The sequence below is a fragment of the Oleiharenicola sp. Vm1 genome (genome assembly GCF_047777955.1).
Lineage (GTDB): Bacteria > Verrucomicrobiota > Verrucomicrobiia > Opitutales > Opitutaceae > Didemnitutus.
Map to the genome: position 1 here is coordinate 4,177,413 of NZ_CP180537.1, position 15,766 is coordinate 4,193,178.

Here is a 15,766-nt window from a genome sequence, read left to right on the forward strand (position 1 = left end):
GCGTCCAGCCGCGCCGGACAGAAACCATTCAAGAACGCCCCGGGCACACCGATGGAAAAGGCAACCACGCCTGTCCACGCCGCGCGGCTTCAGCGCGTCCACGTCCATGAAGTTCTCCGTCAGCCAGAAAGTCTTCAGCATCACCACGCTCGCCGCCCTCGCCTTGGGCGCGCTGCTGGCGGTCACCTTCCGCGAATTCAGCGACATTCGCGCCACCAACGACCGCGTGCTGCTCCTCGCCAGCGCGCTGCAGACCCAGCAGTCCGCGGACATGATGCATGACGCCCTCCGCGGCGACGCCATCGCCGCCACGCTGGCCGCCCAGCGGCACGACGAGGGCCAGTTGCAGGGCATCGAGAAGGACTTCCAGGAGCACTCGCGCGAGATCCGCACCCGCATGGAGGAAAACCGCCAGCGGGCGCTCGACGCCGCGATCCGCGACCGCATCACCCGCATGTCCGCCCCGCTCGACCGCTACGTCGCCATCGTCGGGGAGACCGTCGCGCTCTGCCGCCGCGACCTCAAGGGCGCCGAGGCCAATTTCATCGCCCTGCAGAAATCCTTCCACGAGATGGAGGACGAGCTGGCCCAGCTCAGCGACGCGATCGAGGCGGCGGCGCACCAGGCCAACGCCGAGAGCGCGGCGCATTTCCAGGCCTTCACGCGCCACGTGCTGATCACGGCCGCCGTCGCCTTCGTCCTGCTGGCCGGTCTCTCGCTGGCCGTCGCCCGCAGCATCCCGCGGCCGTTTGCCGAGGTCATCCGCCGCCTGGGCGAGGCCGCCGACGGCAACGACCATTCCTCCCGCGCGCTGTCCCAGAACAGCAACGTCCTCGCTGAAGGCGCCTCCTCCCAGGCCGCTTCCCTCGAGCAGACCAGCGCGTCGCTTGAGGAAATCTCGAGCATGGCCAAGCGCAACGCCGAGGGCGCCGCGCGCGCCAAGGAGCTCGCGACCCACGCGCGCCACTCCGCCGACCAGGGCACGCACGAGGTCTCGGCCATGAACGACGCCATGTCCGCGATCAAGGAATCGAGCGACGGCATCGCGAAGATCATCAAGGCGATCGACGAGATCGCCTTCCAGACCAACATCCTCGCGCTCAACGCCGCGGTCGAGGCCGCCCGCGCCGGCGAGGCCGGCGCCGGTTTCGCCGTCGTCGCCGAGGAGGTTCGCGCTCTCGCCCAGCGCAGCGCCGTCGCCGCCCGCGAGACCGCCGAGCGCATCGATGATTCCGTCGCCAAGAGCCGGCACGGCGCCGAGGTCTGCGCCAAGGTCGCCGCCGGCCTCCAGGAGATCACTGCGAAGTCGCGCGAGGTCGACGAACTCGTCGGCGAGATCGCCCGCGCCTCGGTCGAGCAGACCCAGGGCATCGAACAGGTGAACCGCGCCGTCGGCCAGATGGACAAGGTCATCCAGAACAGCGCCGCCCGCGCCGAGGAAGGCGCCGGCATCGCCCAGGAACTCATCGTCCAGTCTTCCGCGCTGAAGGACAGCGTCGCGGAACTCTCCCGCCTCGTCGGCGGGACGGCCACGGTCGCTCCGTCCGGCCTGCCGCGGGCGTCGGCCGCGTCCCCGGCCGTGCGCGCCCGCGAGTTCGTCGCCGCCTGACGGGGACTCTTGGTGTCGGACGCGTTTCCCGGCGCGCGCCCAAAACCGCGGTGGGTCGCCGCCGCCTGCAACGGCGGCACAGACGCAACCTTGCCCCGCGAGGATGCCGGGGAACCACCGACGACCATTCCTGGCATGAGCTGCCTGAGGCAGGGGCGCGGGGACAACGGCCCCTGTCACAACGTGCCGCGGGCACGGTGCCGGACTCGGGCGGTTGATTGCGCCCAGGGTTCACGGATCGCCAGGACCGTCCGCTCCCCGGTCGGGCCGTAGGATTCGCGCGCCGGGAAACCGTCCGTCGAAATTCGCCTCAGACCGCCTTCGGTGCGTGTGCCGCCAGCGCGTCGCGCCACCACGGGGCCAGGTCGGCCAGCGGGCGCGTCCACACCTCGCGGTGCAAGCGGTCCATCGAGTCGGCGTCGGCGAGCAGCGCCGTTTTTTCGTGCGGCTTCAGGGCCGCCGGACCCTCGCGCAGCAGGTGTTCCTGCATCATGCGGAAATACTCGGTGATGCTCTCCGCGCGCCCGGAGCGGTCGCGCAGCTGGCAGCGGTGCACGGCGTTGACGTAGGGATCGGCGATCGCCCGCGTGAACGCCACGTCGCGTCCGCCCATTTCGCGCTGGAAGGCGGCGGTCTCGGGCGCCTCGAGCTTCCAGTGCAGCTCGCGCAGCTCGTCGGGCGGCGCCAGCTCGTCCGGCGTGCAGAGCAGGCCCGCGCGCTGCGCCGCGAGGCCGAAGCGGCGCTGCGCGGTCAGGGCCGAGAAGGGCACGGCGAGGACCATGCCGAGCAGCACGGGCGACATCCAGGCCAGCAGACCCGGGGCAAAGAGCACAAGAGTGAGCGTCCAGACCAGGCCGAGCAGCAGGTGCCCCCGGTGCGTCTCGTAGGCCTCGCGCCAGTTGATCGCGTCCTCGCTCTCGCGGCGCTGCGTGACCCACTTGACGCCGCTGCCGAGGAGGATCGAGACGACGAACTTGGCGTGGAACAGCATGAGCACGGGCGCGAGCAGGACGGAGAACACCACCTCAATCAGCACGCCAGCGCAGACCTTGCCGAAGCCGCCGAAGCGCGCCATGCCGCCCGGCTGCAGCGCGAGGTCCGCCACCGCGAGGATCTTCGAGAGGAAAAGCAGCACGAAGGTCGCCAGCGCGAGCACACCCGCCTGCGCGCCGGCGGGCAGGCCGAGCAGGTTGGCCACGCCGGGCTCGGGGATCCAGGTCAGGCCGGTGCGGTTGAAGCCCACCACGAACAGCGTGCCGATGATCAGCGAGATGAACCAGAAGAGCGACGAGCTGTAGGCCAGGATGCCCATCGCAAAATGCACGCGGCTGACGCTGTGCAGCCCGCGGGCGAAGACCAACCAGAAGTGCTGGAGGTTGCCCTGGGCCCAGCGGCGGTCGCGCTTGGCATAGTCGATCAGGGTCGGCGGCAACTCCTCGTAGGTGCCCTCGAGGCCGGGCGTGAGCCACACCTCGTAGCCGGCGCGGCGCAGCAGCGCGGCCTCGACGAAGTCGTGCGACAGGATGCGCCCGCCGAACGGTTCGCGTCCGGGCAGCTGCGGCAGCGCGCAGTGGTCGATGAAGGCCTTGACGCGGATGATGGCGTTGTGGCCCCAGTAATTGCCCTCGCTCTGCTGCCAGTAGTTCAGGCCGGCGAGGAAGATCGGACCGTAGAGCCGCGAGGAGAACTGCAGCACGCGCGCGAAGAAGGTCTCCGCGCCCATGAGCGCGGGCGCCGACTGGATGAGGCCGGCGCGCGGGTTGCGCTCCATCAGGCGCACCAGCGTCACGATCGACTCGCCCGCCATCACGCTGTCGGCGTCGAGCACGACCATGTAGCGGTAGCGGCGGCCCCAGCGGCGGAGGAAGTCGCCGATGTTGCCGGCCTTCTTGTTCGAGTTGATGCGGCGCTTGCGGTAGAAGATGCGGCCGCGCGCGCCGAGCTCGCGGCAGAGCTCCACCCAGGCCATCTCCTCCTTGACCCACTGGTCGGGCTCGGTGGAGTCGCTGAGGATGAAGAAGTCGAAATGCTCGAGCTGGCCGGTCCGCTCGACCGATTTGTAGATGGCGCGCAGGCCGGCGAAGACGCGCGTCACCTCCTCGTTGTAGACCGGCAGCACTATGGCGGTCGGCGCCAGCGGCACGGCCGAGGGATCGTCGGGCAGCGTGCGGAAGATCGTGGCGCGGTCGCCGCGGCCGCGCCGGGCGAGGAAGCCGAACGCCGCCTGCGAGGCGCCGAACGAGAGCAGGCCGAAGAGCAGCGTGAACAGCGCCCAGATGACCCCCGCCGCGCCCTTCAGCGGCATGCCCCAGAGCAGGTCGCCCATGAGGAAGGAGCCGGTGGCGGTGACGACGACGACGAAGGTCGCGACGGCCGTGCGCCGGCGCGTGATGCGCGAAGGCGAGCGCAGCTCGAAGGGCAGCAGCGGGACTTTGATGCGGAAGCCCATTCAGTAACGCACCGCGTAGAACGCCGCCGCGAGCGCGCCGAGGTAGATCAGCCAGGTGGCGACGCCGCGCAGGAACGGCCACTTGTCGAAGGTGCGCCAGGTGGTGTCGGCCACGTCGGACACCGGGCCGAGCTCGATCGCGCGCGGCGTCATGTTGGAGAATTCCAGGTCGGGCCCGGCCTCGACGTAGGTCGTGCGCAGCTCGCGCAGCATCTCGGCGGGCGGCTCGGCCTCGCGCAGGAAGTGCTGCGGCCAGCGCTGCGGCAGGTCGGCGAGGTGCACGGCCGCACGCTCGTGCGCGAAACGCCGGCCGGCGTTCTCGCTCGGGTCGAGGCCGACGTGCATCTGGATCCAGCCGTCGATCAGCAGCATCGCCGCGTCGGCGGCGATCTCGACCGGGTGCTGCTCGCGCTGCGCGGCACGGCGCTCGCGGGCGAAGCCGATGACCTGCTCGGTCAGCTCCTCGAGGCGGCCGGGCGGCACGCCGTGCGCGCTGAGGTAGGCGCGGACTCGTTCCCGCGCCTCGGCCCAGGCCGCGGCGTCGGCGACTGTGCCGGCGGCGTTCACGGCTTCCAGGCCATGGCCCAGGTCTCGGTGACGACCTTGTCGCCGAGCTTGAGGCGGGCGCGCAGTTCGGTGAGCGGGGCTCCGGGCGCGGCGGAGAAGGCCATCACGAGCCGCCACGAGCCGTCCTGCTCGTTGCGGACCACGTGCACGTGCTCGAGCTTGGCCGGGCCGGCGGTGACGATCTCGGGGAACAGCTCGGCGTTGGCCGGCACGAGGTCGGTCGTGAGGCCGTTGAAATCGACGACGTAGCGCGTGCGGTTGTCGGCGCCGTCGTGGATGGTCTGGCGGGTGGAGCGCACCCAGCCCGGCGCGCCGCCGAAGGTGGCGGCGTTGGTCCAGTGCAGGCGCCAGGCGAGTTCGAGGGGCTTGCCCGGGGCGACCGGCTGGTCGGGCGTGAAGAAGGCGACGATGTTGTCGTTGAACTCGTTGCCGGCGGGCAGCTCGACGAGGCGGACCTTGCCGGCCGGCCACGGGCCGACGGTCTCGACCCAGACGCTCGGCCGCTGGTGATAAAAGGCCTCGAGGTCCTCGTAGCTGCGGAAATCGCGGTCGCGCTGGAGCAGGCCGAAGCCCGCGAGCGCCGGCGCGGTGAAGTCGCTGCGCTGGAGCCCGGCGGGGTTGGTCAGCGGGCGCCAGAGGCGCTCGCCGCTGCTGGGCGCGACCAGCAGGCCGTCGGAGTCGTGCACCTCGGGACGGAAATCGCCGTAGTGGTGCGGCGAGGCCTCGCCATACCAGAACATGCTCGTGAGCGGCGCGAAGCCCGGCAGGTCGACGCCGGTGCGGAAGAAGAGCGTGGCCTTCACGTCGATGACGGTCTCGGCGCCCGGGGTGATGACGAAGCTGTAGGCGCCGCACACGCTCTTGCTGTCGAGGAGCGCGTGGACGGTGAGCGATTTCGCGCCCGCCTCGGGCTTGCCGAGCCAGAACTCGATGAAGGCCGGGAACTCCTCCGCGGCGGGGCCGCCGGCGTTGAGGGCGAGGCCGCGCGCGGAGATGCCGTAGCGCTGCTCCTTGGCGAGGGCGCGGAAGTAGCTCGCGCCGAGGAAGGAGATGATCTCGTCCCACTTGCCCGGCTGGTTGATCTCGTTGATCACGCGGAACCCCGCGTAGTTCAGCCCGCGCTTGGCCCAGAACGACGGCTTCAGCTCCTGGTAGTCGAAGAATTTCTGCGTGAACGGAATCGGCTGCGTGTGCGTCGCGGTGAACTCGTGGATCTCGAGCGTCTGGTTGAAAAGGTAGCCGGGGTGAAAGAACTGGACCTGGAAGGGGAGATTCTCCGCGCGCCAGAGGGAATTCTCCGGGATGAAGCGGATGCGGCGATACTGGTCGTAGCCGAGCTTGCGGAAGAACGGGCTCACCTGCTCGCGCGGCGGCTCGTAGGGCTCGGTCGCGATTTCCGCCGCGAGCTGCTTCACGTAATCGTGATCGACCGTGACGCGCTCCACGCCGGCCGCGACCAGGCCGGCGGGCGTGAACCACAGAAGCGCCGCACAGGCGGCGGTGAGACGGTGAAAATTCATTCTAGTCAACGTGCTAACCCCACCGGACTCGGACGACCACTCAATTTCAGCCGATGTCGTGCCACACTGGGCAGGGTGGCCGGGCCAACCCGGCAGCGGACGGCCAAGCCGAGAGCGATTAATCCCTGATTGAAGAGCACTTGGTCATCACGACAGCCGGATTCCTCCCAAGTGCCGCTACTGGGAGCTAGTGATGACACAGCTTGTTTAGAACTATTCTAATTCTCACTTGAAACTCAGTCCCAACCGCATTGCGTTCACCCTCCCTGCAATGGAAACCACGCCTTTCACTCCCGACGCGCTGGTGAAGCGCCTGACCGACTCCGGTCTGCGGCCCACGCCGCAGCGCGAAGTCGTGTTCAAGGTCATCGTCGAAAAACGCGACCACCCGACGGCGGACGAGATCTTCGCCCGCGTGAAGTCGCAGATGCCGACCATCTCGCTCGCCACGGTCTACAACTGCCTGGAGACGCTCGTGCAGTGCGGTCTGGTGCGCCAGGTGAACTTCGAGCGCGCGCCGACGCGCTACTGCCCGAATCTCTGCCAGCACGCGCACTTCCACGACGAGACCACCGGCGAAGTGCACGACATCGACCTGCCCGCCGACGTGATCGCGCGCCTGCGCGCCTTGCTGCCGGCGGGTTTCGACGCCTCCGACATCGAACTGAGCTTCCGCGGCCAAGCCGCCCCCGGCGCCGTCCCCGTTTCCCACGGCACAAACTGATTTCTTTCCGCCTCTCCCAACTCTCATCCCTCAACTCCCAACTTTCCGCATCCGGACATGAGCCAACTCGAAATCAAAGACCTCCACGTCAACATCGGCGACAAGCCCATCGTCAAGGGCCTCAGCCTGACGATCAAGCAGGGCGAAGTGCACGCCATCATGGGCCCCAACGGCACCGGCAAGAGCACGCTCTCCAAGGCCATCGCCGGCCACCCCGATTACACCATCACCAGCGGTGACGTGCTGATGGACGGCCAGTCGATCCTCTCGATGGAAGTCGACGAGCGCGCCCGCGCCGGTCTCTTCCTCGCCTTCCAATACCCGAGCGAGATCCCCGGCGTCTCCATCGCCAACTTCCTCCGCGCCGCCGTGCAGGCCCGCATGGCCGAGGGCGAGGAGCTCGACGCCACCGCTTACTACAAGCGCCTCTACTCGAAGATGGACATGCTGAAGATCGACCGGAAGTTCACCTCCCGCTCGGTCAACGAGGGCTTCTCCGGCGGCGAGAAGAAACGCTGCGAGATCCTCCAGATGGCGATGCTCGAACCCAAGTTCTCCGTCATGGACGAGACCGACTCCGGCCTCGACATCGACGCCCTCCGCATCGTCTCCGAAGGCGTCAACGCCCTCCGCGGCGCCACCCTCGGCATCCTCCTCATCACCCACTACCAGCGCCTCCTGAACTACATCGTGCCCGACTACGTGCACGTCATGTATGACGGCCGCATCGTGAAGAGCGGCGACAAGACCCTCGCCCTCGAACTCGAAGCCAAGGGCTACGACTGGGTGAAGAAGGAACTCGTCAAGGCCTGACTCGGCAGGGCGCACCGTCCCGGTGCGCCGCCACTCTCCACTCTCCGCGCTCAACTCTCAACTTTCCCCCACTCCATGAAACCTCCGAGTGAAACCGACGCCGTCGACGTCCCGATCGAGAATCCCGTCGCCGGCATCGACCAGTCCGTCGGCGACTTCAAATACGACGTGAACTACGAGTTCGACGCCGGCACCGGCCTCACCGAGCAGACCGTCCGCTACATCTCCTCGGTGAAGAAGGAAGCCGACTGGCTCCTCGAGTTCCGCCTCAAGGCCCTCAAGACCTTCCTCGAAAAACCCCTGCCCACGCACTGGGCGACGAAGGATCTCGAGAACATCAATTTCGACAAGATCCGCTATTACCTCGCGCAAGGCCAGAAACCGAAGCGCACCTGGGACGAGGTCCCCGAGGACATCAAGAAGACCTTCGAGCGCCTCGGCATCCCCGAGCAGGAGCGCAAGTTCCTCGCCGGTGTCGAAGCGCAATTCGACTCCGAGGCGGCCTACTCCAACATCAAGGAAGCCGTCGCGAAGCAGGGCGTCATCTTCGTCAACTCCACCGAAGGCCTGCGCGAGCACCCCGAGCTGTTCCGCAAGTTCTTCGGCAAGGTCATCCCGACCGGCGACAACAAGTTCTCCGCCCTCAACAGCGCCGTGTTCTCCGGCGGCTCGTTCATCTACGTCCCGCCGGGCGTGAAGGTCTCGCACCCGCTCCAGGCCTACTTCCGCATCAACGCGGAAAACTTCGGCCAATTCGAGCGCACCCTCATCATCGCCGACGAGGGCTCCGAGGTCGTCTACATGGAAGGCTGCACCGCGCCGAAGTTCTCCACTTCCACGCTGCACAGCGCGGTGGTCGAGCTCGTCGCGCTCAAGGGCGCCAAGATCCAGTATATCACCGTCCAGAACTGGGCACCCAACGTCTACAACCTCGTCACCAAGCGCGGCCTCGCGATGGAAAACGCCGAGATCAAGTGGATCGACTGCAACATCGGCAGCCGCCTCACCATGAAATATCCCGGCGTCGTCCTGAAGGGCGAAGGCGCCCGCGGCGAAGTCATCTCGATCGCCCTCGCCAACGACGGCCAGCACCAGGACACCGGCGCGAAGATGATCCACGCCGCCAACAACACGACGTCCAACGTCATCTCCAAGTCCATCTCGGTCGGCCAGGGCCGCGCGACTTACCGCGGCCAGGTGCACATCCCGAAGAACCTCAAGGGCTGCAAGAACAACACCGAGTGCGACGCGTTGCTGATCAACACCAACAGCCGCACCGACACCTATCCCGCCATCACCGTCCGCGGCGACAAGAACGCCACGCAGCACGAGGCGAGCGTGTCCAAGGTTTCCGAGGACATGATCTTCTACATGCAGCAGCGCGGCCTCACCGAGGCGCAGGCGATGAGCCTCGCCGTGAACGGCTTCATCAACGACCTCGCGCGCCAGTTCCCGATGGAATACTCCGTCGAGCTGAAACGCCTCATCGACCTCGAAATGGAAGGCTCCGTCGGCTGAGCCATTAAACGCCAAGGCGCAAAGATGCTAAGAACTCTCTCAAGAGCCTTCTCTGTCCGTCGCGCCTTCGCCTCTTCGCGTTAAATAAAGATGTCCTCTTCCCTTTCTCCTACCGCTTCCGCCGTCGTCGGCGCCTTCACCCGCGAAGCCTTCGCCGCGCACCTCGCGCGCGTGAAGCACCTGCCCGCGTGGTGGCTCGACCGCAAAAAAGCTGCCTACGAGCGCTTCGCCGCGCTGCCGATGCCCAAGCGCACCGACGAGGGCTGGCGCTTCTCCAACTACGGCGGCCTCACGCTCGACGGCTTCGCGCTGCCCGAGCCCGTGAAGCTCGCCGACGTGCATCACACGTCCGTCGGCATCGCCGGCGCCGGCACCCTCGCCCTCGCCAACCACCGCGTCGTCCTCCACGAGCCCGTCGCCGCCGGCCTCGCCCAGCAGGGCGTGATCTTCGAGTCGCTGCAGAACGCCCTGCTCAAGCACGGCGAACTCGTCCGCGCGCACCTGCTCACGCAGCCCTCCAAGCTCGGCTCCGAGAAATTCGCCGCCCTGCACGAGGCCTTCCTCGAGGACGGCGCCTTCATCCACGTGCCGAAGAACACCGAGGTCGCCATCCCCTTCGCCGTCTTCCATTACGCCGCGCACGCCGGCACCGCGCTCTTCCCGCACACGCTCGTCGTCGCCGAGGAGAACGCGAAGGTCACCGTCGCCGACTTCTTCCGCTCGTCGAACGCCGGCGAGCGCCAGTTCGTCTGCGGCGGCAACGACCTCTTCGCCGGCCACGGCGCGCAGATCACCTACGTCGCTATGCAGGACTGGAGCCGCGAGGCGCTCTCGCTTCAGTTCAACGCCACCGTCGCCCGCCGCGACGCGCGCGTCCTCTCCCTCAATCTCCACGCCGGTGCGCGCCAGGCGCGGCACGAGAGCTTCTCTCAGTTGCAGGCGCCCGGCGCGCACTCGGAGATGCTGGCTCTCACCATCGCGCACGGCACCCAGGAGTTCGACCAGCGCACACTTCAGATCCACCAGGCGCCCAACACCTCCTCGAACCTGCTCTACAAGAACGCGCTCCTCGACCAGGCGAAGACCATCTTCTCCGGCCTCATCGTCGTCGATCCCGACGCCCAGAAGACCGACGCCTACCAGTCGAACCGCAACCTCATGCTCTCCGACGACGCCGAGGCGCACTCGCTGCCCGGCCTCGAGATCCAGGCCAACGACGTCCGCTGCACGCACGGCGCCACGTCCGCCCGCATCCCCGCCGAGCAGGAGTTCTACCTCCAGTCCCGCGGCATCCGGAAGGCCCAGGCCGACGAGCTCCTCGTGTTCGGTTTCTTCGAGGAAGTCCTCGGCAAGATCGAGAACGAGCAGCTTCACGACAAACTCGGCGAAATCATCCGCGCCAAATTCAAGGAGTGATTTATGCCCACGGAATACACGGAACACACTGAACCCAACCCTTCCGTGTATTCCGTGTGTTCCGTGGGCCAAAATTAGTGTTCATCAGTGTCCATTAGTGGTTCCCACCTCATGACCAACCGCGAACGCACCCTCTCCCGCGACGTCGTCGCGCACCAGATCCCGTCCGGCGACAAGCAGACCCTGCCCGCCGGCGAGACCGTCCTCATCCACCAGGTTCTCGGCGGCAGCTACACGGTGCAGACCGGCTACGGCCTCTTCCGCATCAACGGCGCCGATGCCGACGCCTTGGGCGAGCAAGTCAAAGCCGCCAGCGTCGCCACCGCCGCCTCCGCCGACGGCGCGCCCGACTCCGAGGCGATCTGGCAGCAGCTCCGCCAGGTCTACGACCCGGAGATCCCGGTCAACATCGTCGACCTCGGCCTCATCTACTCGATGGAGGTCTCGAAACAGGACGACGGCGGCCACCGCGTCGACGTGCAGATGACGCTCACCGCGCCCGGCTGCGGCATGGGCCCGGTCATCGCCGAGGACGCCAAGAGCAAGATTCTCCTCGTCCCCGGCGTCGCCGCCGCCGACGTCCGCATCACCTGGGAGCCGCCCTGGAACCAGAGCATGATCTCCGAGGAGGGGAAGATGAAGCTCGGCCTCATCTGAGCCTCCCGCTCCCCGCCATCCACCCGACGCGTCCGGACGATCCGGACGCGTTTTTGTTTTCACCTGCGCGCGGCCGCCCAAGTCTGCGGGCATGCGCCGATACCCCCGTCTGCTGCTGCTCGCGCTCGCCGGATGCACCCTGACCGCCGCCGTCGCCGCGACGCGTCGGCCCAACATCGTCCTGATCCTCGCTGACGACCTCGGCTACGGCGACCTCGGCTGCTACGGCCAGACGCAAATCCCGACGCCCCACATCGACCGCCTCGCCCGCGAGGGGATGCGCTTCACCCAGTTCTACGCAGGCGCGCCCGTGTGCGCCCCCTCCCGCAACGTGCTCATGACCGGCCAGCACACCGGCCACACGCAGATCCGCGGCAACGCCAAGGTCGATCTCCGCCCCGAGGACATCACCCTCGCCCAGGTGCTGAAGTCCGCCGGCTATTTCACCGCCCTCTACGGCAAGTGGGGACTGGGAAGTGAGAACAGCGCCGCGCCCCCGCGGAAAAAAGGCTTCGACGCCTTCTTCGGCTACCTCGACCAGACGCACGCGCACAATTACTACCCGAGCTTCCTCGTGCGCGACGAGCAACGCGTCCCGCTGCGCAACGTGGTGCCCCAGGAGGGACGCTACGGCCAGGGCGTCGCCGCCACCCGCCTGGACTACAGCCATGACCTGATCGCCGACGCGGCGCTGACCACGCTCGCCCGCCAGACCTCCGCCCGGCCGTTTTTCCTCTATCTCGCGTTCACGCTGCCCCACGCCAACAACGAGAAGTCGCCCGACGGCATGGAGGTCCCGGACCTCGGCGCGTTCGCCCGGACCGCCTGGCCCGGCCCGGAAAAGGGCTTCGCCGCCATGGTCGCGCGGCTCGATCGCGACGTCGGCCGCGTGCTCAGCCAGCTGAAGGCCGCCGGCCTCGATGACAACACCATCGTCATCCTCACCTCGGATAACGGTCCGCATCGCGAAGGCGGCCATGACGCCGACTTCTTCAACTCGCGGGGCTCCCTCCGCGGCTACAAACGCGACCTCTACGAGGGCGGGATCCGCGTGCCCTTCGTCGTGCGCTGGCCCGGCCACATCGGCGCCGGGCAATCCAGCGACTTCGTCGGCTACCTGGGCGACGTGATGGCGACGCTGGCCGAACTGGCCGGCGCGTCACCGCCGGCGCACCTCGACAGCCTCAGCTTCGCCCCCACCCTGCTCGGCCGCGCCGCGGCGCAACCGCCGCACGAGTTTCTCTACTGGGAGTTCTACGAGGGGCGCTCCGCCCAGGCCGTTCGCTTCGGCGACTGGAAAGCCGTGCGCAGCCCCTGGGCACCGGCCCCATCGAGCTCTACGACCTCGCCACTGACCGCGCGGAGGAGAAGGACGTCGCCGCCGCCCATCCCGCCGAGGTGGAGCGCGCCCGCGCCTGGCTGGACCAAGCCCACCAGCCCTCCGCGCTCTGGCCCGCGCCGCGGTGAGAAAATCCGCCGTTGGCGAGCCCGGGCCTCCCCGGCAGCTTGCACGGCCGTGACTCCCCTCTCCTGCGCGCCATGCTGCTCGCCGCGGTCCTGGGCGCCGGCGCCCCCGTCGGCGCAACCCCACCCGCCCTCCTTCCCGGCCTCCAGCACGACGGTTCCGTGCTCCTGCCCAACCAGTGGTCGCTCCGTCCCGCGGGCCGCCAGGTCCCGCTCGGCGACTTCCCCGTGAATCTCGCCGTCCATCCCAGCGGGCGCTACGTCGCCGCGCTGCACTGCGGCTACTCGCGACACGAGATCCGCATCCTCGAGCTGCCCTCGGGACAGCCGCTCTCGAGCTTCCCGCTCGCCGAGGCGTTCTACGGCCTCGCCTGGTCGCCCGACGGCCGGCGCCTTTACGCCAGCGGCGCGAGCCTGGAGGTCGTGCACGAGCTCGCCTTCGCCTCGGGCCTCCTCTCCGCGGCCCGCGAGCTGCGCGTCCGCCGCGCCGGCGAGACCGGCGTGCCCATCGGCCTCGCCCCGAGCGCCGACGGAGCCGCCCTCTACGTCGCCGAAGGCTGGGGCCAGGCGGTGAAGAAACTCGCGCTCGCCGACGGCCGCCTGCTCTGGAGCAACACCCTCGCCGCCGCGCCGCCCAACTCCGGCACCGACCCCGAGGGGCGCCGCTGGAAGATGGTCGCGTCCACCGACGCCGCCTTCCCCTACGCCCTCGTGCCGGACGAGAAACACGGCCGCGTTTTCGTCAGCCTCTGGGCGCAGTCCGCCGTCGCCGTCCTCGACGCCGCGAGCGGCCGCACCCTCGCGCGCTGGCCCGTCGGCGCCCACCCGAACGAGATGCTCCTGGCGCGCGACGGCCGCCTCTTCGTCGCCGAGGCCAACCTCAACACCGTGAGCGTGCTCGATGCGCAGGACGGCCGCGTGCTCGAGCAGCTCTCCGCCGCCTTCGCCCCCGACGCGCCGCCGGGCGCCACGCCCAACAGCCTCGCGCTCACGCCCGACGGCCGCACCCTCTTCGTCGCCAACGCCAACACCAACGCGCTCGCCGTCTTCGACGTCTCCGACCGCGCCGCCGCCCGCTCGCTCGGCTTCATCCCCGTGGGCTGGTATCCCACCGCCGTGCGCGTGGCCCCCGACGGCCGCGCGCTGCTCGTCGCCAACGGCAAGGGCGTCGCCTCCGCGCCGAATCCCGGCGGTCCCTTCCCCGGCGACCCGCGTCCGCGCCGGCTCCAGGCCTACATCGCCGCGCTCTTCCGCGGCACCCTCAGCCTCATCGACTGGCCCGCCGCGGCCGAGCGCCCCGCGCAACTCGCCGCCTGGACGCGCGACGCCCTCGCCTGCTCACCGCTCTCCCCCGCCCTGCGCCCGCAGCGCGAGCGCCCCGCCGATTCGCCGATCCCCGCCCGCCTCGGCGAGCCGTCGCCGCTCCGGCACGTCATCTACATCGTCCGCGAGAACCGCACCTACGACCAGATCCTGGGCGATCTCGAGATCGGCAACGGCGCGCGCGAGCTCTGCCTCTTCCCCGAGGACGTCACGCCCAACGCCCACGCCCTCGCCCGCGAATTCACGCTGCTCGACAATTTCTATGTCGACGGCGAGGTCAGCGCCGACGGCCACGAGTGGACCCTGGGCGCCTACGCCAGCGACTTCGTCGAGAAAAGCTGGCCGCTGAACTACGGCCACAACGCGCGCCGGAAATACGACTACCCCGGCGAGGCCGCCTACGACATCACGCGGCCCGCGCGCGGCTACCTCTGGGACGCCGCCGCGCGCGCCGGCGTCACCTACCGCAGTTACGGCGAGTTCGTCCGGGAAATCCGGGGCAAGCCCGGCACCGCCCTGCCGTCGATCCCGGTGCTGCGCGACCACATCGATCCCCAGTTCCACGGCTTCGACCTCGACTATCCCGACGTGAAGCGCGCCGCGCGCTTCATCGCCGAGCTCCGGCGCTTCGAGCAGGAGGGCGCCATGCCGCGCCTCCAGGTCATCCGCCTCGGCAACGATCACACGGCCGGCGCCCGCGCCGGCGCGCGGACGCCCACCGCCCTGGTGGCCGACAACGACCTCGCCCTCGGCCAGATCGTCGAGGCGGTCACCCAGTCGCGCTTCTGGCCCTCCACCGCGATCTGCATCCTCGAGGACGACGCCCAGAACGGCCCCGATCACGTCGACGCGCACCGCAGCCCCGCCTTCGTCATCAGCCCCTACACCCGCCGGCGGCACATCGACTCCTCCCTCTACTCGACCACGAGCATGCTGCGCACGATCGAGCTCATCCTCGGCCTCGAGCCAATGTCGCAGTTCGACGCCGCGGCCACGCCGCTCTTCGGCGTTTTCCAGGCGCAGCCCGACCTGGCCGGCTTCGTGGCGCGCACGCCGCGGGTCGACCGCACCGCCCGCAACACCGCCGCGGCGTGGGGGCGCGCCAGTCCGCGCAGATGGACCTGCGCGAGGCCGATCGCGCCGACGACCTCGTGTTGAACGAGATCGTCTGGCGCTCGGTCAAGGGCGCCGGCTCCCCGATGCCCTCGCCGGTCCGCGCCGCCTTCGTCCGCCCGCCGCCACGCGGGACGGCGGAGGAGGACGACGATTGATCAGGACGCAGCGGCTCCGGCCGCCGCCCGGATGAGATCGAGCCGCGCCGCGCGCCGGCGCGTGACACGCGCGGGGACGGGCGCCGGCGCGGGATCCTCGGGCGGGAAGATCAGGTAGGCGCCGCAGTTTTCGCACAGGTGCAGGTCGTCGCTGGCGGCGGCCTGGCGCACCCAGGCCGCGAGCTTGAGGTGGCAGCCGCCGCACACGCCGTGGCGCACCTCGGCGATCGGCTTCACCCGGTTCACGACGAGCCGGTTGTAGTGCGCGAGCACGGGCGGCGGGATCTGGGCGCGCAATTCCGCCGCGCGCTGCTGTCGTTCGCCGGCCACGTCGCCGGACCGGCTTTCGATCTGTTGGAGTTCCTGAAGGAGAGGGATGCAGGCATTCATGACATGAAGGGGACAGGGAAAAGAAAGGGCGGCCCGTCGTCCGGG

At 69.0% G+C, this 15,766-nt stretch carries 13 protein-coding genes; 9 read left to right on the top strand and 4 right to left on the bottom strand.

The features are described 5' to 3' along the window. Positions 1–106: 106 nt before the first annotated feature. Complete coding sequence (locus tag ACMYLB_RS20025) at positions 107–1,609, top strand: methyl-accepting chemotaxis protein (protein ID WP_415908709.1); 1,503 nt, start codon at positions 107–109, stop codon at positions 1,607–1,609. A 310-nt stretch (positions 1,610–1,919) separates the two neighbouring features. Here the strand turns inward: ACMYLB_RS20025 and mdoH are convergent, their stop codons facing one another. Genes mdoH through ACMYLB_RS20040 form a run of 3 tightly spaced genes read right to left on the bottom strand, consistent with a single transcriptional unit; the run spans position 1,920 to position 6,145 of the window. After that, positions 1,920–4,058, bottom strand: a complete 2,139-nt coding sequence (gene mdoH / locus ACMYLB_RS20030; RefSeq protein WP_415908710.1) for a glucans biosynthesis glucosyltransferase MdoH — start codon at positions 4,056–4,058, stop codon at positions 1,920–1,922. Beyond that, positions 4,059–4,625: a hypothetical protein gene (locus tag ACMYLB_RS20035; RefSeq protein ID WP_415908711.1), complete on the bottom strand. Its 567-nt coding sequence runs from the start codon at positions 4,623–4,625 to the stop codon at positions 4,059–4,061. Further along, positions 4,622–6,145, bottom strand: coding sequence for a glucan biosynthesis protein G (locus tag ACMYLB_RS20040; RefSeq protein WP_415908712.1), 1,524 nt, complete (start codon positions 6,143–6,145; stop codon positions 4,622–4,624). Before ACMYLB_RS20040 ends, ACMYLB_RS20035 begins: the two co-directional genes overlap by 4 nt. Positions 6,146–6,416: 271 nt before the next feature. Here ACMYLB_RS20040 and ACMYLB_RS20045 point away from each other — a divergent pair, with 271 nt between their 5' ends. The 8 genes from ACMYLB_RS20045 to ACMYLB_RS20080 all read left to right on the top strand — a co-directional run bounded on the left by ACMYLB_RS20045 (position 6,417) and on the right by ACMYLB_RS20080 (position 15,331). Further along, positions 6,417–6,869 carry a Fur family transcriptional regulator gene (locus ACMYLB_RS20045; protein ID WP_415908713.1) on the top strand — a complete coding sequence of 151 codons (453 nt, stop codon included), beginning with the start codon at positions 6,417–6,419 and terminating at the stop codon, positions 6,867–6,869. Positions 6,870–6,926: 57 nt separating this feature from the next. Beyond that, positions 6,927–7,682: a Fe-S cluster assembly ATPase SufC gene (gene sufC, locus ACMYLB_RS20050; protein WP_415908714.1), complete on the top strand. Its 756-nt coding sequence runs from the start codon at positions 6,927–6,929 to the stop codon at positions 7,680–7,682. A 75-nt stretch (positions 7,683–7,757) separates the two neighbouring features. Continuing rightward, a complete protein-coding gene (gene sufB, locus ACMYLB_RS20055) occupies positions 7,758–9,200 on the top strand; it encodes a Fe-S cluster assembly protein SufB (RefSeq protein ID WP_415908715.1) in 1,443 nt (480 codons plus the stop codon). Between the two features lie 90 nt (positions 9,201–9,290). Then, positions 9,291–10,616, top strand: coding sequence for a Fe-S cluster assembly protein SufD (sufD, locus tag ACMYLB_RS20060; protein WP_415908716.1), 1,326 nt, complete (start codon positions 9,291–9,293; stop codon positions 10,614–10,616). A gap of 111 nt (positions 10,617–10,727) precedes the next feature. Next, the gene (sufT, locus tag ACMYLB_RS20065; protein ID WP_415908717.1) at positions 10,728–11,273 is read left to right on the top strand and encodes a putative Fe-S cluster assembly protein SufT; all 546 of its coding nucleotides are present in this window, start codon (positions 10,728–10,730) and stop codon (positions 11,271–11,273) included. A gap of 91 nt (positions 11,274–11,364) precedes the next feature. Beyond that, on the top strand, positions 11,365–12,969 hold the full coding sequence (locus tag ACMYLB_RS20070; protein WP_415908718.1) for a sulfatase-like hydrolase/transferase: 1,605 nt from the start codon (positions 11,365–11,367) through the stop codon (positions 12,967–12,969). 191 nt (positions 12,970–13,160) lie between these two features. Beyond that, a complete protein-coding gene (locus tag ACMYLB_RS20075; protein WP_415911121.1) occupies positions 13,161–15,218 on the top strand; it encodes an alkaline phosphatase family protein in 2,058 nt (685 codons plus the stop codon). Further along, positions 15,176–15,331, top strand: coding sequence for a hypothetical protein (locus tag ACMYLB_RS20080; RefSeq protein WP_415908719.1), 156 nt, complete (start codon positions 15,176–15,178; stop codon positions 15,329–15,331). Before ACMYLB_RS20075 ends, ACMYLB_RS20080 begins: the two co-directional genes overlap by 43 nt. On the opposite strand, the gene ACMYLB_RS20085 is transcribed toward ACMYLB_RS20080, so the two are convergent. Next, on the bottom strand, positions 15,332–15,721 hold the full coding sequence (locus ACMYLB_RS20085) for a hypothetical protein (protein ID WP_415908720.1): 390 nt from the start codon (positions 15,719–15,721) through the stop codon (positions 15,332–15,334). It abuts the gene before it with no gap. Positions 15,722–15,766: the final 45 nt, after the last annotated feature.